Origin of the sequence: Mesorhizobium intechi (assembly GCF_002879535.1) — a bacterium.
Classification (GTDB): Bacteria; Pseudomonadota; Alphaproteobacteria; order Rhizobiales; family Rhizobiaceae; genus Mesorhizobium; species Mesorhizobium intechi.
The window spans coordinates 1-26,880 of sequence record NZ_PNOT02000366.1 but is presented as its reverse complement, the minus strand read 5'-3'; the positions used below and the strand labels follow the sequence as shown (position 1 = coordinate 26,880).

29 protein-coding genes are annotated in these 26,880 nt (G+C 63.8%); 21 read left to right on the top strand and 8 right to left on the bottom strand.

What is annotated here, in order from left to right:
• Positions 1–111 precede the first annotated feature (111 nt).
• A complete protein-coding gene (locus C1D09_RS30780) occupies positions 112–1,791 on the bottom strand; it encodes an amidohydrolase (protein ID WP_143977712.1) in 1,680 nt (559 codons plus the stop codon).
• 259 nt (positions 1,792–2,050) lie between these two features.
• Here C1D09_RS30780 and C1D09_RS30775 point away from each other — a divergent pair, with 259 nt between their 5' ends.
• Positions 2,051–2,704, top strand: coding sequence for a TetR/AcrR family transcriptional regulator (locus tag C1D09_RS30775; RefSeq protein WP_143977711.1), 654 nt, complete (start codon positions 2,051–2,053; stop codon positions 2,702–2,704).
• A gap of 23 nt (positions 2,705–2,727) precedes the next feature.
• The gene (locus C1D09_RS30770; protein ID WP_143977710.1) at positions 2,728–3,759 is read left to right on the top strand and encodes a histone deacetylase family protein; all 1,032 of its coding nucleotides are present in this window, start codon (positions 2,728–2,730) and stop codon (positions 3,757–3,759) included.
• A gap of 67 nt (positions 3,760–3,826) precedes the next feature.
• On the opposite strand, the gene C1D09_RS30765 is transcribed toward C1D09_RS30770, so the two are convergent.
• Positions 3,827–5,020 (bottom strand): TMEM43 family protein, encoded by a 1,194-nt coding sequence (locus C1D09_RS30765; protein ID WP_246135942.1) that lies wholly within the window; start codon positions 5,018–5,020, stop codon positions 3,827–3,829.
• A gap of 505 nt (positions 5,021–5,525) precedes the next feature.
• Here C1D09_RS30765 and C1D09_RS30760 point away from each other — a divergent pair.
• Positions 5,526–6,236 carry a helix-turn-helix transcriptional regulator gene (locus C1D09_RS30760; RefSeq protein WP_143977708.1) on the top strand — a complete coding sequence of 237 codons (711 nt, stop codon included), beginning with the start codon at positions 5,526–5,528 and terminating at the stop codon, positions 6,234–6,236.
• A complete protein-coding gene (locus C1D09_RS30755) occupies positions 6,233–7,003 on the top strand; it encodes a helix-turn-helix transcriptional regulator (protein ID WP_143977707.1) in 771 nt (256 codons plus the stop codon). The genes C1D09_RS30760 and C1D09_RS30755 overlap by 4 nt, the downstream gene beginning before the upstream one ends.
• Before the next feature lie 22 nt (positions 7,004–7,025).
• Here C1D09_RS30755 and C1D09_RS30750 read toward each other — a convergent pair whose 3' ends face one another.
• From C1D09_RS30750 to motA, 6 genes are read right to left on the bottom strand one after another with little or no spacing between them, the layout of a single operon-like run.
• Positions 7,026–7,460, bottom strand: a complete 435-nt coding sequence (locus tag C1D09_RS30750; protein ID WP_143977706.1) for a hypothetical protein — start codon at positions 7,458–7,460, stop codon at positions 7,026–7,028.
• On the bottom strand, positions 7,457–8,539 hold the full coding sequence (gene flhB, locus C1D09_RS30745; RefSeq protein WP_143977705.1) for a flagellar biosynthesis protein FlhB: 1,083 nt from the start codon (positions 8,537–8,539) through the stop codon (positions 7,457–7,459). The genes C1D09_RS30750 and flhB overlap by 4 nt, the downstream gene beginning before the upstream one ends.
• A 3-nt stretch (positions 8,540–8,542) precedes the next feature.
• Positions 8,543–9,553, bottom strand: a complete 1,011-nt coding sequence (locus tag C1D09_RS30740; RefSeq protein ID WP_143977704.1) for a flagellar motor switch protein FliG — start codon at positions 9,551–9,553, stop codon at positions 8,543–8,545.
• Between the two features lie 46 nt (positions 9,554–9,599).
• Positions 9,600–9,986, bottom strand: a complete 387-nt coding sequence (gene fliN / locus C1D09_RS30735) for a flagellar motor switch protein FliN (RefSeq protein WP_143977703.1) — start codon at positions 9,984–9,986, stop codon at positions 9,600–9,602.
• 17 nt (positions 9,987–10,003) lie between these two features.
• Positions 10,004–10,951: a FliM/FliN family flagellar motor switch protein gene (locus C1D09_RS30730; protein WP_143977721.1), complete on the bottom strand. Its 948-nt coding sequence runs from the start codon at positions 10,949–10,951 to the stop codon at positions 10,004–10,006.
• 32 nt (positions 10,952–10,983) lie between these two features.
• Positions 10,984–11,859: a flagellar motor stator protein MotA gene (motA, locus tag C1D09_RS30725; protein ID WP_019860941.1), complete on the bottom strand. Its 876-nt coding sequence runs from the start codon at positions 11,857–11,859 to the stop codon at positions 10,984–10,986.
• Between the two features lie 156 nt (positions 11,860–12,015).
• Between motA and C1D09_RS30720 the strand changes: the two genes are divergently transcribed.
• The 17 genes from C1D09_RS30720 (at position 12,016) to fliF (ending at position 26,735) form a co-directional block, all read left to right on the top strand.
• The gene (locus C1D09_RS30720; protein WP_425463435.1) at positions 12,016–13,143 is read left to right on the top strand and encodes a DUF1217 domain-containing protein; all 1,128 of its coding nucleotides are present in this window, start codon (positions 12,016–12,018) and stop codon (positions 13,141–13,143) included.
• A 2-nt stretch (positions 13,144–13,145) separates the two neighbouring features.
• The gene (gene flgF / locus C1D09_RS30715; RefSeq protein ID WP_143977702.1) at positions 13,146–13,871 is read left to right on the top strand and encodes a flagellar basal-body rod protein FlgF; all 726 of its coding nucleotides are present in this window, start codon (positions 13,146–13,148) and stop codon (positions 13,869–13,871) included.
• 1 nt (position 13,872) lies between these two features.
• On the top strand, positions 13,873–15,273 hold the full coding sequence (gene fliI / locus C1D09_RS30710) for a flagellar protein export ATPase FliI (protein WP_143977701.1): 1,401 nt from the start codon (positions 13,873–13,875) through the stop codon (positions 15,271–15,273).
• Positions 15,254–16,087, top strand: coding sequence for a hypothetical protein (locus C1D09_RS30705; protein ID WP_143977700.1), 834 nt, complete (start codon positions 15,254–15,256; stop codon positions 16,085–16,087). The genes fliI and C1D09_RS30705 overlap by 20 nt, the downstream gene beginning before the upstream one ends.
• A gap of 65 nt (positions 16,088–16,152) precedes the next feature.
• On the top strand, positions 16,153–16,533 hold the full coding sequence (gene flgB / locus C1D09_RS30700; RefSeq protein WP_143977699.1) for a flagellar basal body rod protein FlgB: 381 nt from the start codon (positions 16,153–16,155) through the stop codon (positions 16,531–16,533).
• A gap of 2 nt (positions 16,534–16,535) precedes the next feature.
• Positions 16,536–16,952: a flagellar basal body rod protein FlgC gene (flgC, locus tag C1D09_RS30695; protein ID WP_143977698.1), complete on the top strand. Its 417-nt coding sequence runs from the start codon at positions 16,536–16,538 to the stop codon at positions 16,950–16,952.
• The gene (gene fliE, locus C1D09_RS30690) at positions 16,949–17,272 is read left to right on the top strand and encodes a flagellar hook-basal body complex protein FliE (protein ID WP_019860949.1); all 324 of its coding nucleotides are present in this window, start codon (positions 16,949–16,951) and stop codon (positions 17,270–17,272) included. Before flgC ends, fliE begins: the two co-directional genes overlap by 4 nt.
• A 10-nt stretch (positions 17,273–17,282) precedes the next feature.
• On the top strand, positions 17,283–18,071 hold the full coding sequence (gene flgG, locus C1D09_RS30685) for a flagellar basal-body rod protein FlgG (RefSeq protein ID WP_143977697.1): 789 nt from the start codon (positions 17,283–17,285) through the stop codon (positions 18,069–18,071).
• Positions 18,072–18,077: 6 nt separating this feature from the next.
• Positions 18,078–18,602 carry a flagellar basal body P-ring formation chaperone FlgA gene (gene flgA, locus C1D09_RS30680; RefSeq protein ID WP_167514821.1) on the top strand — a complete coding sequence of 175 codons (525 nt, stop codon included), beginning with the start codon at positions 18,078–18,080 and terminating at the stop codon, positions 18,600–18,602.
• On the top strand, positions 18,599–19,840 hold the full coding sequence (locus tag C1D09_RS30675) for a flagellar basal body P-ring protein FlgI (protein ID WP_143977695.1): 1,242 nt from the start codon (positions 18,599–18,601) through the stop codon (positions 19,838–19,840). Before flgA ends, C1D09_RS30675 begins: the two co-directional genes overlap by 4 nt.
• Positions 19,841–19,843: 3 nt before the next feature.
• Positions 19,844–20,431 (top strand): MotE family protein, encoded by a 588-nt coding sequence (locus tag C1D09_RS30670; protein WP_167514820.1) that lies wholly within the window; start codon positions 19,844–19,846, stop codon positions 20,429–20,431.
• A complete protein-coding gene (gene flgH / locus C1D09_RS30665) occupies positions 20,428–21,135 on the top strand; it encodes a flagellar basal body L-ring protein FlgH (RefSeq protein WP_143977693.1) in 708 nt (235 codons plus the stop codon). Before C1D09_RS30670 ends, flgH begins: the two co-directional genes overlap by 4 nt.
• Positions 21,136–21,155: 20 nt before the next feature.
• The gene (locus C1D09_RS30660) at positions 21,156–21,650 is read left to right on the top strand and encodes a flagellar basal body-associated FliL family protein (protein ID WP_143977692.1); all 495 of its coding nucleotides are present in this window, start codon (positions 21,156–21,158) and stop codon (positions 21,648–21,650) included.
• Positions 21,647–22,378, top strand: a complete 732-nt coding sequence (fliP, locus tag C1D09_RS30655) for a flagellar type III secretion system pore protein FliP (RefSeq protein ID WP_019860957.1) — start codon at positions 21,647–21,649, stop codon at positions 22,376–22,378. The genes C1D09_RS30660 and fliP overlap by 4 nt, the downstream gene beginning before the upstream one ends.
• 246 nt (positions 22,379–22,624) lie before the next feature.
• Positions 22,625–23,611 (top strand): flagellin N-terminal helical domain-containing protein, encoded by a 987-nt coding sequence (locus C1D09_RS30650; protein ID WP_143977691.1) that lies wholly within the window; start codon positions 22,625–22,627, stop codon positions 23,609–23,611.
• Between the two features lie 273 nt (positions 23,612–23,884).
• Positions 23,885–24,955 (top strand): flagellin N-terminal helical domain-containing protein, encoded by a 1,071-nt coding sequence (locus C1D09_RS30645; RefSeq protein WP_143977690.1) that lies wholly within the window; start codon positions 23,885–23,887, stop codon positions 24,953–24,955.
• A gap of 130 nt (positions 24,956–25,085) precedes the next feature.
• Positions 25,086–26,735: a flagellar basal-body MS-ring/collar protein FliF gene (fliF, locus tag C1D09_RS30640; RefSeq protein WP_143977689.1), complete on the top strand. Its 1,650-nt coding sequence runs from the start codon at positions 25,086–25,088 to the stop codon at positions 26,733–26,735.
• Positions 26,736–26,880: the final 145 nt, after the last annotated feature.

The following is a 26,880-nucleotide window of genomic DNA, read 5'->3' as shown; positions in this document are numbered from 1 at the left end:
TGCTGGCGGAGTTGTTCCCCTGTTCGATGTGACCACACGCCCGGTAGGTTGGCAAGCCCGGCATTGAATCACAGTTCAGTCCGTCTTTAGCCAGCAAGCCTCATGCCATTGTCAGGCCTGATAGGTGATCTTGCCGCCGCAAATCGTTGTCACCGGGCGCACCTTGTGCAGATCGGCCGGCGCCGTCTTCTCTATATCGGCCGACAGCACCACCAGATCGGCCATATAGCCCGATTTCAGCGTGCCCTTTCGGTGTTCGGCGAATTCGGCATAGGCGCCCTCGACCGTGTAGGCGGCAAGCGATTCCCACAGCGAAAAACTCTGGTCCGGGTCGCTGTCTGCCCATGGTTTGCGCATCACTGCCGCCTGAATGCCCAGGATAGGATCGATCGGCGACACCGGCCAATCCGAGGCGAAAACGACATGCGCGCCGGCATTTTTCAGGGTTCGCCAGGCATAGCTCAGCGGCCAGCGGGCCGGCCCGATGCGCGACACGGTCGGCTCTAGCGGGAAATCCATGGCGCCGGGCGGGTGCGGCGGCTGCATCGAGGCGATGACGCCGAGTTCGGCGAAGCGCGGCACGTCCGAGGTGGTGGTGACCTCGATGTGTTCGATGCGATGGCGGCTGTCGCGCTTGCCATTGGCCTTCTGCGCCGCCTCGTACCCGTCGAGCACCGCACGCACCGCGCCATCGCCGATCGAGTGCACCGCGATCTGCAGTCCACGCCTGTCGACGGCAACGGCGAGATCGATGAATTGCTGCGGTGTGAACAGCGGCTCGCCGACCCAGTCCGGACGGTCGGCATAAGGCTCGATCATCACAGCCGTCCAGGAATCGAGCACGCCGTCATAGAACACCTTGACCATGCCCGATGACAGCCACTCGCTGTTGTAGCGCTCGGTCATGACGGTTGCCTTGTCGAGCATGTCGAGCGTCATGAAATTCTTGTAGTGGAAGGGTATCTGCACACGGCAGGGCAAGCCCTCCTCGGCGTCGATCTCGGCCAGCAATTCGAGCTGGTAGAGATTGCCGTCCATGTTCTGGATGGAGGTGATGCCGTGACGCGCGCACCAGGCGAGGCCGCGCCGCATGATGTCGCGGTCGGCGGCGCGTTCGGCGGCCGACGGCATCGGATCCGGCTCGCCGCCGGTCGCCAGCCCCAGCCGCACCCGGCCCTCTCCGGCAAGATCGAGCACCGGACCGAAGGCCTCGCCCTCGCGCAGTTCGCCCGCTGCCAGGCCATCATCGCCCATGACGATTTCATTGCCCGGACCCAGCGCGCGGCCATGCAGTATGCCGGCCATCTCCAGCGCCTTTGTGTTGGCCCACATCGTGTGGTGATCGGGCGCGGCCATGCAGAACGGGCGATCCGGCAGGATCGCATCGAGATGGTGGCGCGTCACCCGCTCGTCGCCGAGCACGGTATAGTCGACGCCCTGCCCGACCAGCATCTTTGCGTCGGGCTTGGTTGACGCATACTCGCGGATCGCCTTTTTCAGCGCCTCGAAGCCATGGACACCGCCAAGCTGAAGATGCGCGAGCTCGGCCCCTCCCGAGAACAGATGCATGTGGGCTTCGATGAAACCGGGCAGGACCGAACCGCCCTTGGCGTCGATCACCTGTGTGGCCGTTCCCTTTAGCTCTTCGATTGCGGCGCGACTGCCAACGGCGATGATCGCGCCGTCCTTGACGGCAACGGCCTCGGCTACGGGATTGCCACCGTCCATGGTCAGCACACGACCATGGATGACGATCAGATCCGCATTGCGATCCGCACCCGCAACAGACATCGCGACTCCGCGCTCTTGATGACCGACTGAGACCGACAGCCCTGAGCTCAACGACCTGCCACTCCACCGGAGCGGCGCCACGGAACAAAAAACGATGCCAGCCCGCTGCCTTCGAAATTCCCCTTGTTATCCCTGGGGACAGCGTGGATAAAGAATGCGACTGATTATTCGCGTTTGTCAACATGCGGAATTTAGAATGTATTGTGGACAGCCCCCTGCGCCTGGGTTCAGACCAAGCGGGGAACGAGGACATCGAGCAGTGAAGCGCAGTCTCGACCGCAAAACCAGGATAGCGCTCGAGCCGCGCAAGCAGCCGCGACAGCAACGGTCGAGCAAGGTGGTCGACCGGATTCTCGACGCGGCGCTGATCTTGACGCGGGAGCAAGGAACCAGGACGCCGACGACGCTCGCCATCGCGCAGCGCGCGGGCCTGTCGGTCGGTTCGGTCTATCAATACTTTCCCAACAAGGAAGCCATTCTTCTGGACCTCGCCCGGCGTTGGCTGTCCTCCTTTCCCGAGGTGATCGAGAGGCGCATCAAGGCCCCCCGGCCCGCCAACCGCGAAGAGTTCCGGCGCGAAGTGCGCAAGCTCTTTGTCGACACGTCCAGTATCTATCTCGAAAACGCCACCCTGATGCCGGTGATCGAGGCCATTTCAGGCAACGCCGATCTCAGGCCTATCCAGGACGAATATGACGAGCAGATCATCGCGCTCTACGCCGCCTGGCTGCGGCATGTGAACCCTGCTCTCGAAGACAAGATCGCCAGGCGGCTTGGCCTTGTGATGATGGAGGTCGGGCACGCCTGCCGGCTGGTCGGACTGAAGAGAGATCGCAGGACATTCGACCTCATCGAGGACGATGTCGAAGCCATGTGGCTGGCTCTGGTGAGCCCCTATCTCAACCTTGACTGATTGCGCATTTCGAGAGGAATTTCATGAAGACTGTCTATTCGCCGCTTCATGCTGGCCATGCCGGCCAGATGGAACTGGTCACCTCGGCCATCGTGCCGGGTTTTGAAAAACCCTCGCGGGCCGAATTCATCAGGGCGCGGGTCGAAAGCGAGAAGCTCGGTCCGATCATCCGGCCGCTCGAGCACGATCTTGCCGCCGCCAAGCGCATCCACAAATCAGACTATATCGACTTCCTGCCGACGGTGTGGCCGCAATGGGTGGCTTCCGGTCACGAGGGCACGGCCATGCCGTTCACCTGGCCGACCCGCGGCCTGCGCGGCGACGTGCCGCCGAAGCGTATCGATGCGCTCCTCGGCTACTATTCCTTCGATGCCGGCGCCACCTTCGTCGAAGGCACCTGGGCCGCGATCAAATCGTCCTATGACGTGGCGCTGACCGCGGCCGGCCTGGTCAAGGGCGGCGAGAGGTCGGCCTTCGCGCTCTGCCGCCCGCCGGGCCATCATGCCGGCGCCGGCTTCATGGGCGGCTATTGCTACGTCAACAACGCCGCCGTCGCCGCGCAGTGGTTCCTCGACCAGGGCGCCAAACGCATCTCCATCCTCGATGTCGACTACCACCATGGCAACGGCACGCAGGAAATCTTCTACGACCGCGCCGACGTGCAGGTCCTCAACCTGCATGGCGACCCGATGGTCGAATACCCGTTCTTCCTCGGCCATGCGGATGAACGCGGCACCGGCGCCGGCGAAGGCTTCAACATCAACTATCCCATGCCGTTCGGCACCGGCTGGGACGCCTGGAACGCCTCGCTTGAGGATGCCTGCGCCAGGCTCACCGCCTACGCGCCCGACATCGTTATCGTGTCGCTCGGCGTCGACACTTTCGAGAAGGACCCGATCAGCCAGTTCAAGCTGACAAGCCCCGACTATCCCAAGATCGGTCGCCGCATCGCCAGGCTCGGCCTGCCGACCCTGTTCGTCATGGAAGGCGGCTATGCCGTCGAGGAGATCGGCATCAACGCCGTCGGCGTGTTGACCGGGTTCGAGGACCGGTAAGAGCACAAGCCAAGAGAGGACAACAGGCACGACGAAAAAGGGCGGCATATCAGCCTTTTTTTGCAAGCTACGTTGCGGCACCGGCGCTCGGCGCGGCCATCGGCGCGGCTGCCTTGCGTGAGCGGCCGAGATAATAGACCGCCGCCGCCGCGATGACGCCGGCCGCCAGTATGCCTGCCGCCAGAACCGGCCGATACCAGAACCAGGCAATTGCGATCGTCGTCGTGCCGACCAGGGCAGCCAGGAAGAAGGCGATGATGCCGGTTCCCATCCGCGCCATGCTGCCCAGGAACGGGATGACGTCGAGGATCACGCCGATCGGGCCGAGGAACAGGACAAAGCCGATGGTCAGCAGCAAAAGGCCGGCGGCGCGCAGCAGCCAGGTGATCAACGTGTTGGCGCTCACGGCCTCGGCGAACATCTTGTCGGCCGGCACGTTGCCGGCATCGACCATCAGCAGCGCATCGCCCGCTTGCGTCTGGTACGGCTCGAAACGGCTGCCGGTCTGCCGCGCCACAATGCTGACCACGCCGAGCGGCGCCAGTTCGTAACCGATGCGATAGTCGCCCAATGCGGGCGTCGTGTTGTCGCTGCCGAGGTAGATCTTGCCATCGGCGATGCTGAGCGGCTTCGTGCCGGTATGGGCGGCCTTGATCACCGCAGACTGGCTGGCCGACAGCGAGTACGCCTTGTCGCCATCAATGCGGTCGAGTACCGGCGTGTCGAGATCGAAGGCGGCGAGCTTGCCTTCAGGGATCTGGAAGGCGCGGCTCTGGATCGCCATTGGCGGGTTCTGATGATCGTCCGGCTTCTTGAAGTTCGACGAATCGATCTGGCTGTCGTCCCACACTTTCGAATAGCTGTAGGTGGTCTCCGTCTCCTCGCCGCCACCAAGCTTCTTGGTGGTCTCGGGTTTGGACTCTTCCTTCCACTGGTACATCTCGACGCTACGCGACAGCCGCAGTCCTTGCGCCGCGATGCCGAAATCCGGATCCGACAGACCGCTATCGGCCGTCACCGGCCCGCTGACATGCACCAGTCTGCCGTCATTGCCGGCATCGACGCTGTCGGCGTTGATCGACACCACGGTGCCGGCGCCTTCGGCCAGTGAGCGCGCCGTCTGCACCGCGCGGCCCTCGTTCCAGAACAGCCCGATCACCATCAGCACGATCAAGAGCAGGCCGAAGATGACCCCGCCGACCGCGCGCTTGATTCGCCCGAACCACGAGACCGAAGTAACTTCCCGAAATGAATCGCTCATCGTTTCCCCCGAAACAAAAGATGCCAGGAGCCCGCATGGCATTGCCGCGAACGACCGCGGCCATGATGCAGCTACGAACTCCAATGCCGAAGGTGCCCACCCCTTCGGCGCTTGCGAATCTATCGCAACCGACAGCGCGCGGATATGGCCGGCCTGCGCGGTCCCGCTATTTTCACAAGCGCGAAGGCCGCGAAAGTCGGTCCCTGAGTCGCAGGCGAGTCCGCCGGATTCGATTTTGTCAAATCGCGTTTGATGTCGGATTCATCTGCGGGTAGATTAGACCCGAATCAGCCGGTCCTCGGGGGGCGCGGCGGCCACCCAAAGTCTCACGTTCCGGAATTTTCCGGCGCCAGACGCGGATGTCTTCGCGTTCCCTGAATGGATTCCGTCTGATTGGGCGCGACCCAGCGCCTCGTGTGTGTCTCGTAAAAGTAACGCGTTTTCGGGTTCGGCGGCTGGCCTCCAGCATCCGGACGGCAGAAACGATTCCGGCCAAAAGCAGCAAATGAGCAGTTCCGCCGCGCTTCTTCAATCCGACACATTGGGCTCGCGCCTGACGTCGCGCGGTGATCTGACCAGCTTCTTCATGGAGCTGACCGCCGAGATCGGCGCCGACAGCTACATGCTCGTCGCGATCGTCCACGACCAGGACCGCAACGACGCGCGCATCGTCTCCTCGAACTGGATCTTCGACGCCATCGAACTGATCGGCAAGCGGCTGATCGCCAGCCTTGCCCAAGGGGTCCTCACAGTCGCGCCCGGCATCCGGCCTAGACCGCTGGTGGCCGCCGAGGCGCCCGACGCCGACGGGCTGGTCTCCGGCGAAGAGGCTCGCCTTCTCGACGCGCTCGGCCATGCCGAGATCTATTCGCTGCGGCTCAATGTCGGCCGCCAGCGTCTGTTCGCCCTGTTCTCGGCGGCGACATCAGGCCATATCGACCAGCCGGCGCTGATGAAGGCGCAGTTGAAATGCTGCTACGCGCTCTCGCATATCCCGCAGTTGATCGCCGCCGCCGCCATGCAGGATCCGCTGTCCGATCGCGAGCGCGAATGCCTGTTCTGGGTCTCGGAAGGCAAGACCACCGATGAGGTGGCGGTCATCCTTGGCGTCTCCTCCAACACCGTCAACAGCTACATCACCCACGCCATCCAGAAATTCGCGGCCAGCAACCGTGCGATGGCCATCGCCACGGCGATCAGGAGTGGCATCATTTGAAACACGCCGACATCAAGGATGCCGCGGAGGCCCTTTTCAACCAGCAGCGCAGCCCCTTCGGCGCCTTCTCGCTCAGCTCCGAGACACATCACGCCGTCACCATTCCCGATGCCGTGCGCCGCTGCCGCTGGGTATCAGTCGACATCAACGCCTCCGCCTTCGGCCTGTACTTCGTCAGCCCGTCGCCGGAACGGGCGCGGCTGGTGCCGTGCTTCGATTCCGACTATCCCGGCATTGCCGTGGCGACGAAGTTCATCTCGGGCGCCAATGGCGAGGAGCTCGTGCGCCACACCCACAACTCGACGGAGCCACGCTGGTGGACGGATGACGGCGTCGCGGCCATGGCCGAAATGTTCGGCAACCTTGCCTGGACCGCGCAGATATCTCCCCTGGCGCCCGGCACCAGCGGCATTGCCTTTCCCGTCCACGCCGATCGCGGTCAGTGCGGCCTTGTCGTCTTCCTGGGATCGGAGATCGTGCTGCCGCAGGATGCGCTCTACGAAATCCACGCCCGCTGCTTTTCCTTGTTCGCCGCTGTCGCACGTATCCGTCCGAGCGACGCCGGCAGGATGCGAGCCATCTCCAAGCGCGAACTCGAATGCCTGAAGCTGACCGCCAACGGCAACACCAGCGAGGAGATCGCGCGGCTCCTGAAGCTGTCGGTGCATACCGCCAACCAGTATCTGACCCAGTCGACGCAGAAGCTCAACGCCGTCAACCGCAACCAGGCGGTCGCCAAGGCGCTGCGGCTGGGCTTGATCGAGTGACAGCTGCCGCCTGACAGGGCGTTCAGAAGGCCATTGGCTCGACCTTGCGGATCCGAGCCTGTTCAATCACCGCCTCCAGCAGCGCCGTATTGTGCTCGGGGTCCTCGCCCGGCTTTTCGAACGACACGTAATTGACCGCGACCGAATTGCCGGCCTCGCTCAGCGTCAGCTGGAAATAGACGGTCACACCGGGCGGCCTGAGTTCCAGGTCGAGCACGATGCGCGGATTGCCGCTCCAGTCGACATGCGCCTCGCCGCCATGGCCGAGTTTGAGCGTGCCCGGCATGAAGAACAGCTCCACCGCTGAATCGACCAGATCCGAAAGGCAGGCGAAATGCTCCAGCCGGATGAAAGCGATGTAGTCGGCGACATCGATCAATCTGAGTTCGCCGACCACCTGCTCGATGGCGCTGGCGACGATGATCTCGCGGGATTTTGCATGTGGTTGGCGGTTCATGAAATCTGTCTGCGCTCAGCCTTTTTCGAGTAGACGATCCGCACCAGTTCGGCGACGGCCTGGTAGAATTGCGACGGGATCACATTATCGACCGAAACTTGCTTGTACATGGAGCGGGCGAGCGTCACGTCCTCGAAGATCGGAATGTTGTGCTCCTTCGCGATCTCGCGAATTTTCAACGCCACCAGATCCTGGCCCTTGGCCACCACGAGCGGCGCCGAATCCTCGTCGCGCACATATTTCAACGCGATCGAGAAGTGGGTGGGATTGGCGATGATCAGCGTCGCGCGCGGCACCGCCGTCATCATCCGCTTGCGCGCGCGGTCGCGTGCCAGCGAGCGCAGCCGCGACTTGACGATCGGGTCCCCTTCGGACTGCTTGAACTCGTCCTTCACTTCCTGCTTGGTCATGCGCAGGTCCTGCTTCCAGTGGAAGCGCGACCAGACAATGTCGATCGCCGCGATCAGCCCCATGACGAAGACGATAGCCACCAATATGTCGACCGCGATGCCGCGGATGACGAGGCCGAAAGCGACCGGATTGGTGATCATCCCGGCAAGCAGCTTGCGGTGATCCTCCGACAGCGTGAAGGTGAGCACGGCAATGGCGAAGCCGACCTTTGCCAGGGATTTCAGGAACTCGACCCAGCCTTGGGCACCGAACATCCGGTTCCAGCCCTTGGTGATCGAAATGCGCGACAGCTGCGGCCTGATCCGGTCGCCGACGAATTGCGGCATGTTCTGGAGCACCGAGGCGCCGATGCCGGCGACGGTCAAAAGCACCAGCAGGCTGACGACCGCGCGGCCCACTTCCAGCATGACGATCTTGTAGAGATCGATGACGTCGGTCTCGGTGTTCATCGGCCAGGCCTCGGGCTTCTCGAGGAACATAGACAGGAACATGCCGAGGTTGATAACGGCGTCCTTGGCATAGAAGACGGTGAACACCAGTATGGCGACGAAGGAGGCGAGGATCGCGGTTTCCCTCGAATGGGGCAGCTTGCCCTGTTCGATGGTGTCGCGGACTTTCTTTTCCGTCGCCTCTTCGGTTTTGGAGTCCTTGTCGGCGGTGTCGGACATACCCTAGGCGGCGTTCTGCGTCGCGGGAAGTTCGAATGCGCCCTCGCGCGACAGCCGGATCGTCGTCGTCACGATGGTCTTGCGCGCCGCCTGTATGTCGGCAGCCGGAACCCCCTCCGACCCCTGCCCAAGTTCGGCTTCGATCATGCGCCGCGACCGCGCACCGATTGCCGAGAGCACCGCCTCGGCGAGTGCCGCCGATGTGCCGCGCAGCGCCAGCGTGACAAGCTCGGTCGACAGTCCGTCGAACAGAAGCACGCGCGCCTTCTGGGTGAGCAGCGGCAGGTCGTCGAAGGCAAAGAGCCTTGCCCTCACACCATCGAGGTCGGGCGTGCCGGCGGCTTCCAGGTCCTGCATGACCTCCTCGAGCAGCGGCTTGTCCAACTCGTTGAGCACGCTGGCGACGCGCGCCTGCCCGGCCGACGTGTCCTTGGCCGAGGTTTCCGAAAGTACGCTGGTGCGCAACCGGTTCTCGACGATCCTGGTGGCGACGGCTGGAACATTGGCCATCGTCACCATGCGCTTGATGATTTCGCCCCGCATCTCCTTCGTCAGCGTCAAAAGCACGCTCGCCGCCGCCTGCGGCGCCAGCTTCGACAGCACCATGGCCGCCGTCTGCGGATGTTCGCCGGCCAGGAAGGTGCCCAGCCGGGAAGGTTCGAGTTTTTCGAGATCGGGCCAGATCGGTGGCGGCCCTTCGGGCGCCGCCTCCGGCTTCTTGTTGCCCATGATGGCGTTCATTTCTTCGGGCGACAGCGATTCGTTGAGGATGGTGTCCATCCTGTCGGCGGAATCGAGCAGGCCGGCACCCTCGGTGAACTCGGCCTCAAACTCTGCCACGATGCGCTCAAGATCGCTCTGCGGAATGGTCCTGAGCAGCCGCGCGCCCTCGATCAGCGCCTTCAGCTCTTCCTGCTTGAAGAATTTCAACAGGCGGCTGGCCGACGGCTTGCCCATCGCCACCAATATGGCGGCCGCCTTCTGCGCGCGCGTCAAGGTCGTCAGCGGCGTCATGCTGCTCCTCGCCTCCGCTGCAAACGGCAAGCCCCACCAGCCATGTCTAGGCGCCCTTCGTGCCGGCGATGATTTCGGTCAGCCTGATACCGAAGCGCGAGGGATCGCTTTCGAGCACCGTGATCTCGCCGCGGGCGATCTTGCGGCCATTGACCACGACGTCGACCGGTTCGCCGATACGGCGGTTGAGTGCCACCGTCGAGCCCTTCTGCAGCGCCATCAGGTCGGCCACCGCCATCTCGGTGCTGCCGAGGATGATCTGGACATCGACGGGAATGTTCATGATGACGTTCGAATTGGCGCCCGCGGCGGCCCTGAACGCCGCATCGGGGCGTTGCTCTTCCTCCTGCAGGACCCCGCGCAATTCTTCGATGGCGCGGTCGAGTTGCTCGTCCGGCTGGTCGAGTTCTGCTTCCACGTTGGTCTTGGCCATGAATCGTCTCCAAAAGCTCAGGCGCGCCCGGCACCAGCCGGCATGAGCCCATCGATGAAATCCTGCCCGGCATCGAAGGGATGCTTGATTCGGACGGTGTAATTCTGCCCCAGTTTGCCGAACTCGCATACGAACAGCGTCTGGCCGCGCGCGCTGAGGCGAGCCCTGGATTGCGCCGTTTCGTCGAAGTCGATGACCTGGCCCGGTTCCAGATTGGCGAGGTCGCCTAGCGTCAGCCGCGTCAGCGGCATGGTGGCTTCGAGCGCCACCGTCGAGCGCATCACCTCTTCCGAGAAGCGTGCGCGCCAACTGGTGCCATGATCGTCCTCGCCGACGCCCGCCGTGTCGTCGCGGCCGGCAAGGACGACACGCTGCGGCATGGTCACCGTGATGGAGCCGCTGTCGACCGGCGTCGAGATGCCAAGGACGATGCGGATGGCAGCACCGTCGCGCAGCACATGCCGTTTCGCCTCGGTACCCGACATCGCCCGCGGCACGGGCAGCCGCAGGTCGAGCGAGCGCCGCCCGGATCCGTTCAGCGCCTGCGCCACCTCCTGGAACACCATGGTCGAGACATCGGCCTCGATCGGCGACAGGTCGCGCTCGATCGGCGACGCCGGCATATCCGGATCGCCGCCAAACAGCGTCGAGACCATGATCGCGATCGCCGCGGCGTCGATGACGAGCGTCATCGCATCCGAGGATGCCGGCGAACCAACGACTGTCATGGCGAAATTATCGCCGGCGCGCGAACGCGCCTCGGGGACGCGGCTGACCTCGACGGCCTTGAGGTCGACGATGACGGGAACGCCGAGCTCGCCGGAAAGGCCCTTCTGCAGCAGCGGCACGGTGCGTTCGGCCATGGCGCGGCCGGCGTCGATGACCTGATCGGCCTCGCCGCTGTCGCCGACCAGGCGCTCGATGATCAGCGAGCGCGCTTGCGCGGGGCTGCCTGGGCTGGTCATGATCGTGTCAGCACCGATCTGTCGTGCATCGCTCAAGCGGCCTTCTTCTCGGCGCCGCCGGTGTTCATCGTGCTCTGCTCGACCGCGTCGATGGTCGGCCGCTCATAGGACGAGATGGTCTTGCGGCCGAATTCGATCGCCACCTGCGGCAGCGCGCCGTTCATGTAGGCAAGCAGCGTCTGCTTGACGATGATGTAGAGGCGGTTCTTCTTCTCGCGCACCGTCTTGATCTTGGTGGCGACAGGCCCGACCACGGCGTAGGACAGGAAGATGCCGAGGAAGGTGCCGACAAGAGCCGCGCCGATCAGGCCGCCGAGGATCTCCGGCGACTGGTCGAGCGCGCCCATCGCCTTGACCACGCCAAGCACGGCGGCGACGATGCCCAGCGCCGGCAGGCCGTCGCCGACCGCGACCAGCGCGTGATAGGCCTTCATCTTGTCGGACTTGATGGTCTGGATCTCCTCGTCCATCAGCGCCTCGATCTCGTGCGAGCGGGCATTGCCGATGATGATGATGCGGCAGTAGTCGCAGATGAAATTCATCAGATCGTGATTCTTGAGCACCGTCGGAAAGGCCTGGAAGATGGCTGATTCTTCCGGATTGTCGATATGCGCCTCGACTTCGCTGCGCGACTTCGAGCGCAATTCGCGCATCAGGCTGTGCAGGACGCCGAGCGTTTCCAGATAATCCTGCTCCTTCGGCACCGCCTGCTTGAATGCCTCGAGAATGCCCCTGCCGGTATCCTTGACCGTCTTCATCGGGTTGGCGACCAGGAAGGTGCCCAGTGCGGCGCCACAGATGACCACGGCCTCCCACGGCTGGACCAGCACGTGCAGATGCCCGCCCATGGCCATGAAGCCGCCAAGGACGCAGCCGAGCGTCACCACAAGTCCGATCAGAATGCCCACGACAGGTCCTTCCGCATTTCACAACAGATCCAAGGGATAGTCCCCGTGCCTTGTGTGAGGCTTGAATCCGGGCTGCCACGGAACCGAATGTTGGGCGATTCAGTTTCGCGCAAGGAAGTGAGGTTATTGTCGCGACATTAAGCTTCGGCCGGAGGCATGACGTTGCTCAATACCTTTACCAGCTACCAGTTGATTGCCAAGGACATCAACAAGTCGATCGACCGCATCGAGCAGCAGCCGACTGTCGATCGCGATACCAAATATTACCTGGCCAACATAACCAAGGTGAAATCGATCGATGATTTCGTCAACAATGACCGGCTGTTCAAATATGCCATGAAGGCCTACGGGCTGGAGGACATGGACTACGCCAAGGCCTTCATGGTCAAGGCGCTCAAGGAAGGCGTCACCAGCCCTAACAGTTTCGCCAACAAGTTGACCGACAAGCGCTACGCCCAGTTCGTCAGCGCCTTCAACTTCGCCGCCAATGGCGCCAACGCCACCATCTACAACAAGGCACAGCAACTGGTGACGAAGAACTACGCCACGCAGGCGCAGATCGCCGGCCTTGATCCGAATTCGGACTATGTGAAGGGCGAGACGAGCTACTATCTCGCCAACATCACCAAGGTGAAATCGGTCGACGACCTGATGTCGAACAGCCGGCTCTACACCTACGCACTGGCCGCGTTCGGTCTCGATTCGGCGACGGAGAACAAGGACCTCATCAAACAGGTCCTGCAGGGTGGCGTGCGCGACCCCAACAGCGTCGCCAATAAGCAGAAGGACCCGGCCTACGCGGCATTGGCCTCGGCCTTCAACTTCGAGCAGTATGGCGAAGCCGCAACCACCATCAATCCGGCGCAGCAGCCGACTGTCGACAAGTATATGCGCCAGACGCTGGAGGAGGATGCCGGCCAGACCAATGAGGGCGTGCGGCTGGCGCTTTACTTCCAGCGCAAGGCGCCCGACATCACCAGTTGGTACGACGTGCTTGCCGACACCGCTCTTGCCAGTGTCGTGCGCACCGCGCTCGGGCTCCCCGATTCCTTCGCCACCGCCGACATAGACAAGCAGGCGCAGCTCTTCGAACAGAAGCTCGACATTTCGGATTTCACCGACCCCGTGAAACTCGGCAAGTTCCTGACCCGCTTCACCAGCATGTACGAGATCAACAATCCGACCTCGACGGCCGTTTCGTCGATCAGCGTGCTTTTCGCCCAGCCGGTCACGGCGGGCATCTCAACCGACCTGATGATGGCCATGCAGAAGTTGAAGTTCTGATCATGCAGGATAGTCTGTACGTCGCCCTTTCCGCGCAGATGGCGCTCGAGCGCCGGCTCGACACCATCGCGGACAATGTGGCCAACGCCAACACTGTCGGCTTTCGCGCCACCGGCGTGAAATTCGAGGATATGGTGTCGGGCACCGGGCAGAAATCGGTGTCCTTCGCCTCGTCGGGCAAGACCTATCTATCGGGCGCACACGGGTCCCTGACCGAGACCGGCAATCCGTTCGATTTCGCCATCCAGGGCGACGCCTGGTTCGCCATTGACACACCGGCCGGCACCGTCATGACCCGCGACGGCCGCTTCTCGATGAACGAGAATGGCGAGCTGATGTCGATCGAAGGCCATCCGGTGCTCGACGCCGGCGGCGCGCCGATCCAGCTCGACCCGCGCAACGGTCCGCCCAAGGCCGGCGCCGACGGCTCGCTCCGGCAGAACGACCAGCTTGTCGGCTCCATCGGCCTCTACAATTTCGACCCGGGCGAGAATTTCGTGCGCTACGGCAATTCCGGCATCGTGCCGGCGCGCACCCCAGAGCCGGTCACCGACCGCTCCGATGTCGGCATCGCCCAGGGTTTCGTCGAAGAATCCAACGTCAATCCGGTGCTGGAGATGACTCGGCTGATCATGGTCCAGCGTGCCTTCGAGAACACTGCCGCCCTGATGCGGCAGACGGATTCTTCCACCGACGAGGCGATCAAGACGCTCGCCTCGAAGTCGTAGCATGTCGCTCGACCGGTCCTCCATCCGCGCACCCGAAAGGCAGGTGCCGCCGGCGTCCGAAGATCGGCTCGCCGCACTGGAACGGGTAATTCGGCGTTTCAGCAACTCCGACGGGCTGCTCAAGCGTGGCGGTCTCGTCACCGAAGTCACGTCCACGCACTACAAGGTGCGCGGCCTTTCCGATTTCGCCAGGCTGGGCGACATCGTCGAGCAGCGCGGCCAATCCGGCGCGCGCCGCGGCGAGATCGTCAAGATAAGCCGCGACGAAGTCGTCATCGCTCCCTTCGAACGCAGCGCCGATGCCGGTATCGGCGATGCCGTGTTCCGCAGGGGTCCGCTCGCGGTGGCGCCGCACGATTCATGGCGCGGCCGCACCATCGACGCGCTCACCCGGGCGATCGATGGCGGTCCGCCGCTGATCAGGGGCGAGGACCTGTCGGGCAGCGGCACGACGCCAGGCGCCATGGCGCGGCAGCGCGTCGGCACCGCTTTCATGACCGGCGTCAAGGTCATCGACATCTTCACGCCGCTGTGCTTCGGCCAGCGCATGGGCGTCTTTGCGGGTTCGGGCGTCGGCAAGTCGACACTGCTCGCCATGCTCGCCGGCGCCGACGCGTTCGACACCGTCGTCGTCGCGCTGATCGGCGAACGCGGCCGCGAGGTCCGCGAATTCCTCGAGGACACGATCGGCGACAGCATGGCCAAGACGGTGGCCGTCGTCGCCACCAGCGACGAGAGCGCCATGATGCGCCGGCGCGCGCCCGACACCGCCATGCGCGTCGCCGAGCACTTTCGCGACCAAGGCCAACGCGTGCTCCTGGTGCTGGATTCGATCACCCGCTTCGCCCATGCGTTGCGCGAGGTGGCGACGGGAACCGGCGAGCCACCGGTCGCCCGCGGCTATCCCGCCTCGGTTTTCACCGAACTTCCCAAGTTGCTCGAGCGCGCCGGACCGGGGGCCGAAGGCAAGGGGTCGATTACCGCCATCATTTCCGTGCTGGTCGACGGCGACGACCACAACGATCCGGTCGCCGATTCCGTGCGCGGCATCCTCGACGGCCATGTCGTGCTCGACCGCGCGATCGCCGAACAGGGTCGCTATCCGCCGGTCAATCCGCTGTCATCCATATCGCGCCTGGCCGGCAAGGCTTGGAGCGTCGAACAGCGCGCTTTGGTGACGCGGCTGAAGTCGATGATCGCCCGCTTCGAGGACACGCGCGACATCCGCCTGCTCGGCGCCTATCAGGGCGGCGCCGACGCCGAGCTCGACATCGCCGTGCGCCAGGTGCCGCTGATCTACGAGGCGCTGACGCAACAGCCCAGGGACCGCCCCTCGGCCGATCCGTTCTCCGATCTCGCCCGCCATCTCAAGGGAAAGCTGAATGCCGAATCAGGAGACTGAACGCCAGTACACCGAGCGCATCCTGAATGAGATGATCGCCGCGGCGAACGCCGCCGAGGAAGCGCGAGCCGAGGAGGAGAGGAGGGCCAAGGCGAAGGCCGCCAGCGCCATCGCAGCCAAGACCGCGGCTGTTCTGGCCAGAGCCGTCAAGCCGGTCCTATCCCGATCCGAGCCTGTGGCTCGGGCTGCCGCGCCGGTCGCGCCTGTGGTTCCCCGCGTCGAGGCTGCCGAGATCACGCAGGCAAGCCGCGAATCGCTGATCGATGGCCTGTTTCCTGTCACCGAATGGCCGCAACCGCCAAAGGCGCAATTTCCAAGATTGGACAAGAAGGCGGACCGGCGCAGCGACTTCGTCATCGCCGCGCTCGGCGTCACGCTCGGCCTGATCTGCGCCCTGTTCCCCTGGTACATCTTCTTCAACCAGGAGCAGTTCGGCGTCCAGGCGATCAAGTTTGGCGGCACCGGCACCAATTCGGGACGCGAGGGTGGCGGCGTGGTGACCTCGCGCAGCGCGCCGCTGACGGCCAAGGACCTCCCCAACACCAGCATCGACCTGCTCGCCACCGGAACGGTGCAGGATGACGCCACCCCGGCGCAGCCGCCCGGAGACCAGCCCTTCCCGGCCGACGTCGCGAAATTCCGCATGGTCCATGTCGCCAACGGCCGTGCCATGATCGAGGACGACACCGGCCTGTGGATCGTTCAGCGCGGCTCGATACTGCCGGACTCGAGCACGGTCTCGTCGATCGAGCAGCGCAACGGCAAATGGGTCATGCTGACCAGCACCAACCAGTTGATCCAGCTTTCCAGGTAGCGGCCGCCCGCAAGGTCCGCGCAAGACTGGCGGCCTAGTCTTTGGGCACATGCCCGGAGATTCCCATGGAGCCCGTTTCCCTTTTCGATCTCGCCGCCAAGCAAGCGCAGTGGCTTTCCGTGCGCCAGTCGGCGATCGCCGGCAACATCGCCAACGCCAACACGCCGGGCTATACGGCAAACGATGTCGAGCCCTTCGAGAAGGTTCTCGACCGCACGGCGGTATCGTTGCGGACCACCGAGGCCGGCCATCTCGGCAGCGCGGCGACCAATGCCGGCTTCACCATCAAGCCGCAGGAAGATGACGGCGTGGTCATGCCGTCCAAGAACACCGTCGTGCTTGAGGACCAGCTTCTCAAGGCCGGCGAGGTGCGCCGTTCCTTCGAGCTCAACACGGCGATCGTCAAGGCTTTCCACTCGATGATGATGATGGCGGTGAAGAGCTGACCATGGACGCACTGACCGCAGCCCTGAAAGTCGCAGCATCCGGCCTCGGCGCCCAGTCCGAGCGCCTGCGCGTAGTTTCTGAAAACCTCGCCAATGCCCAGTCGACCGGCACGACGCCCGGCGCCGACCCCTATCGCCGCAAGACCATCACCTTCGTCTCCGAGCTTGACCGGGCATCCGGCGCCTCGACGGTTGAAGTGAATTCGATCGAACGCGATCCCAGTGTCTTCCCCATCGAATTCCAGCCCGGCAACGAGGCCGCCGACGAGAAGGGCTACGTCAAGATGCCCAATGTCAACGTGCTGATCGAAATGGCCGACATGACCGAAGCCAACCGCTCCTACGAGGCCAACCTGCAGGTCGTGAAGCAGGCGCGCGATCTCATTTCAATGACCATCGATCTGATGAGGAACCAATGATCGTGAACGGCATCGGCGCGCTCAACCTGAAGCCCGGGCTGGGCGATACGGCGACCGACCTGCTGCAGGGCGGTGTCGCGCCAGCGACATCAGGCAACCTTGGCACCTCCTTTGCCGAAGCGGTGAGCCAGGCAGCCTCCAAGACCGTCAACACGCTGCAGAATGCCGAACAGGTGTCGCTCCAGGCGCTCAAGGGCGATGCCGACACCCGCCAGGTCGTCGATGCCGTGATGAGCGCGCAGCAGGCGCTTCAGACCGCCGTCGCCATCCGCGACAAGGTCGTTTCGGCCTACCTCGAAGTCAGTCGCATGGGTATCTGAGGAGTAGGTCATGAAAGCACTTTCCATCGCCGCCACCGGCATGAATGCGCAGCAGACAAATCTGGAAGTCATCGCCAACAACATCGCCAACATCAACACCACCGGCTACAAGCGGGCGCGCGCCGAATTCTCCGACCTGCTCTACCAGGTCGACCGCACGCAAGGCGTACCCAACCGCTCCAACGCCTCGCTGGTGCCGGAAGGCGTTTCGATCGGTCTCGGCGTCAAGACGACGGCCGTGCGAAACGTGCACACCCAGGGCGAACTGACCAGCACCGGCAACAGTTTCGACATGGCGCTGACCGGCAGGGGCTGGTTCCAGATCGAGGGCGCCGATGGCGGCACGCTCTACACCCGCGCCGGCGCCTTCAACACCAACGCCACCGGCCAGCTGGTGACGGTGGATGGCGCCAATGTCATTCCGGCCATCACCGTGCCGACCGATGCGGTCGAGGTGATCGTCAACAAGACCGGTCAGGTATTTGCCCGCATCGGCGGCCAGACCGACCTGCAGAACCTCGGCCAGCTCCAGATCGTCAACTTCGCCAACGAGGCGGGCCTCGCGCCGCTCGGCGACAATCTGTTCCAGGAGACGACGGCCTCGGGCCCGGCCAATGCCGGCGTGCCCGGCGATCCCGGCTTCGCCACTATCCAGCAGGGCTATCTCGAGGCCTCCAACGTCGATCCGGTCAAGGAAATCACCGAGCTGATCTCAGCGCAGCGCGCCTATGAGATGAATTCCAAGGTGATCCAGGCCGCCGACGACATGGCCTCGGTCGTCTCCAAGAACATCAGGTAAGGGATCATGGCCATGCCGATCTCCTGCTCCGCGTTCCGCCGCACCGCGCTTATCCTTGCGCTGGTGGCCGGCGGCGCGCCGGCTTTCGCCCAGGAATCGACAAATCAATCGGCAGCGCAGATCGCCAGCAATCAGCCTGCCGGCGAGGTCGTGCTGATCCCCAGCCGCGTCATCTATCCCGGCGAGACCATCGAACTCGCCGCCCTGAAACAGGTGACCCTCATCCCGGGCAAGCACAAGCCCGATGCGATGGCGACCCGCGCCGAGGAGCTTCAAGGCAAGGTCGCCAAGCGCACGCTACTTCCCGGCCGCTACATCCCGACCGCCGCCATCCGCGAGGCCTGGCTGGTCGAACAGGGTGCTGCCGTGCAGGTCTTCTTCATCGCCGGCGGACTGACGATATCGGCCACCGCGGTGACCTTGCAGCCAGGTTCGGCCGGCGACATCATCAAGGTTCGCAACAGCGACAGCGGCAAGATCCTCTCCGGCACGGTGATGGCCGACGGAACCATCCAGGTCAGCGCTTCATGATGCGCCTGCTTGCCCTTCTGCTCGCGGCCACGCTCGGCCTGCAGCCGGCGCTGGCCGACGGCTTGACTCCCAAGGCCAAGCGCGACCTCGCAGCCAAGAACGGCGGCGTCTACGACGATCCGGAATATGATCCGGCGACCACCACCCGCATGTTCCGCGTTTCGCCCGGGCCAAGCTCACTGCCGCCCGGCCAGGTCGCCTCGCGCATCAAGGATATCGCCCAGCTGCAGAGTTCGCGCGACAATCAGCTGGTCGGCTACGGCCTGGTCATCGGCCTCGCCGGCTCGGGCGACAGCTTGCGCAATTCGCCGTTCACCGAGCAGTCGATCCGCGCCATGCTGGAAAATCTCGGCATCGCCACCGAAGGCGGCAGCGCGCGCGCCAAGAACGTCGCCGCCGTCATCGTCACCGCCAACATGCCGCCCTATGTGCAGTCGGGCGCCCGCATCGACATCGACGTCTCCTCGATGGGCGACGCCACCTCGCTTGCCGGCGGCACGCTGATCATGACGCCGCTGAAGGCGGCGGATGGCGAGATTTACGCCGTCGGCCAGGGTGCGGTCATCGTTTCCGGCTTCACCGCCAAGGGCCAGGCCGAGCAATTGACACAAGGCGTGCCGACCGCTGGCCGGGTGCCGAACGGCGCCATCGTCGAGCGTTCGGTGAAGGCCGAGTTCGACGACCAGTCGACGCTGACGCTTCAATTGCGCAATCCCGATTTCTCGACCGCCATCCGGATCGCCGACGCGATCAACGACTATACCAGCCAGCGCTTCGGCATGCGTGTGGCGGGCGAGCGCGATTCCCGCACCGTGCAGATCAGAAGGCCAAAGGGCGTTTCGGCCGCCCGCTTCTATGCGGAGATCGAAAACCTGGTGGTCGAATCCGATACGCCGGCCCGCGTCGTCATCGACGAGCGCACCGGCACCATCGTCATCGGCAACGACGTCAAGATCTCGCGTGTCGCCATCAGCCACGGCACGCTGACGGTGCGCATCACCGAAGCGCCGCGCGTCGTGCAGCCCGAGCCTTTCTCCAAGGGCGAAACCGCTGTCGAGCCGTTCACCGCCATCGACGCCAACCGGCCCGATGCCCGCGTCGCGGTGCTTGACGGCCCCGACCTGCAAACCCTCGTTTCCGGCCTCAACCGCCTCGGCGTCAAGCCGGACGGCATCATTGCCATCCTGCAAGGCATCAAGTCGGCCGGCGCCCTGCAAGCCGATCTGGTTCTCCAATAGGCGATGCCGATGATCCCCTCACTCTCATCCCACGAAAGGCGTTCCTCCCGCGCAATCCAGTTCGCGGCCGCGGCTCTCGCGGCCATGGCCGTCGCCACCGGCGGCGCACATGGCGAGGACGTCGTTCGCCAGGTTCTGCCCGGAGCGCAGCCCGCGGTGGCACCGCAGCAACTGGCGCGGGAGAAGGCGCCCGACCAGAGCGAGATCGAGCGCTTTTGCTCCAACATCGCCGATGCCGCCCGCGACCGTCGCTATGCCTTGCAGGCCGAGGAATTGAAGCAGCTGCAGGCCGGCATCGACGAGCGCATGAAAGCGCTGGATGCCAAGAAGGCCGAATACGAGACCTGGCTGAAGCGGCGTGAAGTGTTCCTGGCCCGGGCCGAGGACGGCGTCGTCAAGATCTATGCCGGCATGAAGCCCGATGCGGCGGCCGAACGCCTGGCGATTGTCAACGCCGATCTGGCCGCGGCCATCCTGATGAAGCTCGATTCACGCAAGGCCAGTGTCATTCTCAACGAAATGGACCAGAAGGCGGCGGCGACGCTCACCGGCATCATGGCCAGCGCAGCCCGAAGGGTAGATCCGTCATGATCCGCAGAACGCTCATCCTGTGCGCGGTGGCAGTGTTGTCCGGCTGCGGCACCAACCTCAGGGAAGTCGGCAAGGAACCGTCGCTGTCGCCGGTTGGCTCGGGCATTGACGGCGGCAACACGTCTTCCCTGTATAAATACCCCGAGCCGCCTCGGGCACCGGTGAAGAAGTTCTCGCTGTGGGACGATCGCCAGAGCCGCCTCTTCACCGATCCCCGCGCGCTCTCGCAGGGCGACATCCTGACCGTCAAGATCAAGATCAACGACCGCGCCAATTTCAAGAACCAGAATGACAGGAGCCGCACCGCCAACCGCAAGCTCGGCTTCGACATCAGCGCCCAATGGGACAAGTTGAGCACCGCCGGCAAGGGTGCTGGCACGCTCAACTCCGCCACGGACACTACGGCCGATGGCGAGATAAAGCGATCGGAAACGCTTGAACTCAACGTCGCGGCTATCGTCACCGATGTCTTGCCGAACGGCAATCTGATGATCACGGGGTCGCAGGAAGTGCGCGTCAACGCCGAGCTGAGGGTTCTGACCATCGCCGGCATCGTGCGGCCGGCCGATATTGGCGCCGAGAACACGATCCCCTACGAACGCATCGCGGAGGCGCGCATTTCTTATGGCGGGCGCGGCCGCATCACCGAGATCCAGCAGCCGGCCTATGGCCAGCAGGTTCTCGACCAGGTTCTTCCGTTCTAGGGATTGGAGAACAAGGCGCCGTGGCCAATGTCGAACAACTCCAGCCTCGCAAGGGTCCATCCCTCGTGATTCAGGGCGTCATGCTGCTGGTGGTGACGGCCGCCGCCATCGGCATGGGCTGGATGTCCGGCGGCTATCTCAAGGGCGCCGGCGGACCGTCATCGGTGCCGGCCGCACCTGAAAATCAGGGCAAGGTCGCCGAACCCGCTGCTGCGCAGCAGCCTGGCACGGGACCGACGCTTGTCACGCTCGCGCCGATCACCACCAATATCGCCTCACCCGCCGACACCTGGATCAGGATGGAAGTATCCGTGGTCTACGACGCGCCGCAGCCGCCGGCGATGACGGAGGACATCCATCAGGACCTTCTGGCCTTCGTGCGTACGCTGAAGATGCACCAGGTCGAGGGCGCGAGCGGTTACCAGCACCTGAAAGCCGATATCGAGGAACGCGCCTCGATCCGCAGCCAGGGGCACGCCAAACAGGTTCTCATCAGGACATTGCTGCTCGAATGAAGAAGTTCCTTCTCGCCGCGGCGCTGATCGGCGCCGCCACCTCCGTCGCGGCGGCGCAGCAGCTGGACCTGGGCGGCATCGGCAAGGCCGACGGCACCACCGTCGGCTACATCATCCAGATGTTCGGCCTGCTGACCGTGCTGTCGGTGGCGCCCGGGTTGCTGATCATGGTGACCAGCTTCACCCGTTTCGTCATCGCCTTCTCGATCCTGCGCGCCGGCATCGGCCTGCAGTCGACACCGGCGAACCTCATTCTCATTTCGCTGTCGCTGTTCATGACCTTCTATGTCATGGCGCCGACCTTCGATCAGGCCTGGAACACCGGCGTCAAGCCGTTGATGGACAACCAGATCAGCCAGACGGAGGCCTTCGAGAAGATCTCGGATCCGTTCCGCACCTTCATGCTGCACAATGTGCGCGACAAGGATTTCGACCTTTTCGCCGATCTAGCCCGCGAGCGCGGCCAGGTCGTTGCCAAGGAGACGGTCGACCTGCGCATCCTGGTGCCCGCCTTCATGATCTCCGAGATCCGCCGCGGCTTCGAGATCGGCTTCCTCATCGTGCTGCCATTCCTGGTCATCGACCTGATCGTCGCTACAATCACCATGGCGATGGGCATGATGATGCTACCGCCCACCGTTGTGTCACTGCCGTTCAAGATCCTGTTCTTTGTCCTGATCGACGGCTGGAACCTGCTGGTCGGCAGTCTGGTGCGCTCCTTCACCTGACCTCGCGTTCCCGGCCCGAAACCGCATCTGCCCGACAGAACCGGGCAGTGCCCCGGACATGGTCGATTATTTCTCGAATTATTTTCGATTAACCGTCCGATTTAGCCCTTTGGTAGGAACTCGCCGCCATAGTCGCTCGCAGATGGCGGGTGACCCAAACGCAACGGTCATTGGCATGATGCCGCTCCGTCATACCGGACATGCCGGTATGTCAAAAAGACCTGTAAAAACAAGGTAAGAGTAGCCATGTCGAGTATCATGACGAACAGCGCCGCATTGACGGCCCTGCAGAGCCTCAACGCCACCCAGAACAACCTCTCCACCACCCAGGCCCGCATCTCCACGGGCTATCGCGTTTCTCAGGCCTCGGACAACGCCGCCTACTGGTCGATCGCCACCACGATGCGCTCCGACAACCAGGCCATGTCCACCGTCTCGGACTCGCTCGGCCTCGGCGCTTCGAAAGTCGACACCGCCTACACCGGCATGAACAGCGCCATCACCACCATCAACGCGATCCAGCAGAAGCTGACCGGGTCCTACGGTCAGACCGACGCAGCCAAGGAAAAGACCCAGGTCGAAATCGCCGCCCTTCAAGCACAGCTGAAGGGTTACGCCGATTCCGCGACGTTCTCCGGCACCAACATGCTGTCGGTGTCCACCGCTTCGGGCACGGCCGCCGACGTCAAGGTCGTTTCGGCCTTCAACCGCAGCTCCACCGGAGCGGTTTCGCTCTCGACGATCGATATCAACGTCGAAAGCATCAAGCTCTATGACGCCGGCGCCGCGCCGACCGCCAAGGGCATCCTCGACACGGCCCGCCTCGGCACCACTGGCGCTGCAACCACCACTGCACAGGCCCCGACCCTTGGTGCGGCTCCCGCTGCCGGCGATACCTATTCGGTGGCCACCCTGTCCATCTCCACAGGTGGCACGGCCGCCAGCGACGCTCAGATCTCTCAGATGATGACCGTCGTCGACGCCGCGCTCAAGGACATGACGACCGCCGCCACCAAGCTCGGCGCCGCCAAGAGCTCCATCGACCTGCAGAAGACCTTCACGCAGAGCCTGATGGACTCCATCGATCGTGGTGTCGGCCAGCTTGTCGATGCCGACATGAACAAGGAATCGACCCGCCTCCAGGCCCTGCAGGTCCAGCAGCAGCTCGGCGTGCAGGCGCTTTCGATCGCCAACGGCTCGTCGCAGTCGATCCTGTCGCTCTTCCGCGGCTGATCGCCCCAGCAGACCAGACAAGACAAACGGGCCGCGCCAAAAGCGCGGCCCGTTTTGCGTTTGCTCCAGCCCCGCGCAACCCTTGTTTCTTAACCCTCGAAAGCGAGCCTTTAACAGGCCGTTAACCATAACACGCTAGTCATGGTTAACCATAGCTTACAACGGATTGGCGAATCGCCCCGGTCGGGACGGCGCAATCGACGGGCGGGCCGCGGCTCGCGAGGGCAATGCCGGCTTTCGAGAAAGACCGGCCTGGAAAAAGGAGCGAGTTTCTTGGCGAGCATCATGACAAACGCTGCGGCGTTGACCGCACTTCAAAGCCTTAACGCCACCAGCAAATCGCTTGAGCACACACAGGCCCGCATCTCCACCGGCTACAGGGTCTCCGAGGCCGCCGACAACGCCGCTTACTGGTCGATCGCCACGACGATGCGTTCGGACAACCAGGCGCTGTCGACGGTGCAGGACGCGCTCGGTCTCGGCGCCTCGAAAGTCGACACCGCCTACACCGGCATGAACAATGCGCTGGATACGATCGGCAAGATCAAGACCAAGCTGCTTTCCACCGTCGGGCAAACAGATGCCGCCAAGGCAAAGACGCAGACCGAAATCACCGCCCTTCAGGCTCAGATGAAGTCCTTCGCCGATGCCGCTACCTTCTCCGGCTCGAATTTCCTGTCGGTGACCTCAACGCAGGTCGCGGCGCCCAATGACGGCGTTCAGCCTGATGCCAAGATCGTCGCCTCTTTCAACCGCTCCTCGTCAGGCGCGATCTCGCTGGGAACGATCGACATCAACATCGAGAGCACCAAGCTGTTCGATTCCGGCCTCGCCACCGACGTCAAGAACTACGGCACGCTCGACCGCCAGACTTCGGTCTATTCGACGGCAGCGGCTCAGGGCCTGTACGATGCAGCCTATGCGGCTGCGATCGCCGGCGGTGGCACGGATATCGCCGCCAACACCGCTGGCCAGACAGCCGCGGGTGCGGTGGTCCCCAGGATCGACAACGTTTCCGCCTTCAATCTCGACATCACGGCAGCAGGCGTGACCGACGACATCATCACGCAGATGGTTGGTAAGATCGACAAGGTGATGAGCCAGCTGACCGACCAGGCAACTATCCTCGGTTCGGCCAAGAGCAGCATCGATCTCCAGAAAACCTTCACGCAGAGCTTGATGGACTCCATCGACCGCGGCGTCGGCCAGCTTGTCGATGCCGACATGAACAAGGAATCGACCCGCCTGCAGGCGCTGCAGGTTCAGCAACAACTCGGCATCCAGTCGCTGTCGATCGCCAACAGCTCCTCGCAGTCGATCCTGTCGCTGTTCAAGAACGGTTAGTCCAGCCATAGCTGACCGATACTCTACTTTCAATTCGCGGGCCGCGCCGTAAGCGCGGCCCGATTTCATTTTCGCACAAGCTTCGAGGGCTAGTGTTCCGGCGGACAATCATGTTGGGAGTCGCTCTATCGTGCCGGAACAGATCCAGAGCATCATCTCGAATCTCCGCGGTTTTGGTGTGAAGCGCCTCGCCATGCTGGCGGGCATCGCCGTTCTGGTGATGGGCGTCATCGGCATCGCCTCGGTCTACCTCAACCGCCCGGCCTACGACACGCTCTATGTCGGGCTCGACCGCTCCGACGTGAACCAGATCGGCCTGGTGCTGGGCGAGGCGGGCATCGGCTTCGACGTCGGCGCCGACGGAACCTCGGTCCTGGTGCCGGCCGGCACCACGGCGCAGGCGCGCATGCTGCTTGCCGAAAAGGGCCTGCCGACCAGCGCCAATGCCGGCTACGAGCTGTTCGACAATGTCGGGGCGATGGGCCTGACCTCGTTCATGCAGCAGATCACCCGCGTGCGTGCGCTGGAAGGCGAGATCGCCCGCACCATCCAGTCCATATCAGGCATCAAGGCGGCTCGCGTCCACATCGTCATGTCCGAGCGCGCCAATTTCCGTCGCGACGAACAGCAGCCTTCGGCATCGGTGGTCATCCGCTATGCCGGCATCGACGCCGAGAAAAGCGCCCAGTCGATCCGCCATCTCGTCGCCGCCGCCGTGCCTGGCCTGTCGGCCGACAAGGTGACGGTGCTCGATTCCAACGGCAACCTGCTGGCCGCCGGCGACGATCCCTCCAACACCAGTGCGGCCCGCACGCTTGGCGTCGAGCAGACGGTCGAGGCGCAGCTCGGCGACAACATCCGCCGCGCGCTGGCGCCCTATCTCGGGCCTGACAATTTCCGCGCCAGCGTCAAGGCCGAGGTCAACACCGACACCCGCCAGACGGAAGAAACCATTTTCGATCCGAACTCGCGCGTCGAACGCTCGGTGCAGTCGGTGCGCGCCAATGAGAACAGCAACCAGAAGCAGGCCTCGACCCCGGCCAGCGTCGAGCAGAACCTGCCGGAGACCCAGGCGACCAGCACCGAGGGTCCGCAAACGACCTCGGCGAACGACCGCAAGGAAGAGATCACCAACTACGAGATCAACTCCAAGAAGATCGCCACCGTCTCCAACGGCTACACCGTCACCAAGATGTCGATCGCGGTCGTCGTCAACCAGGACCGGCTGAAGGCGATCCTGGGCAAGGACGCGACGCCGGAGCAGATCGCCAAGCGCGTCGCCGAGATCCAGAAGATGGTGACGTCGGCCACCGGCCTCGACGACAAGCGTGGCGACGTCATCGACGTCTCGGCGGTCGAATTCATCGACGGGCTCGACGGCGAAGCGCTCCCGCAGGCTGGTATGCTGGATTCCATCGGCCAGCACGCCGGCACGCTCATCAACGCCGGCGCTTTCATCGTCGTGGTGTTCCTGGTGGCCTTCTTCGGCCTGCGGCCGATGGCGGCCGCGCTGACGGCAAAAGCGACGCCCGCTTTGCCTAGCCCGAACTTCGATGAAGTCCAGCGGTCGCTGCCGACGCCCGACGCGGCTGCTTCCGCCGATGCGGGCGCCTCCATCGGCGCCTTGCCAGGCTCGCGGCCGGGCGCCAATCCGCTCGATGACCTACGCCAGAAGATCAGGCCGGCGCCACAGGAGCGGCTCGCCCGCATGGTCGACCTCAACGAGGAACGCACAGCGCAGATCCTGCGCAAATGGGCGGCCCAGGAAGTCGCGGCGTAAACCATGGCCTCCGCAGCCCTTTTCGATCTTCTCCCTGATTTCGGCACGCGCGCGCCGCGCGTCAGCCAGCCCCAGACCGCGGCCGAGCACAGGCCGGAAGCAGCCGCGCCGCAGGCCGATATCGGCACGCTGATCGCCGAGGCGG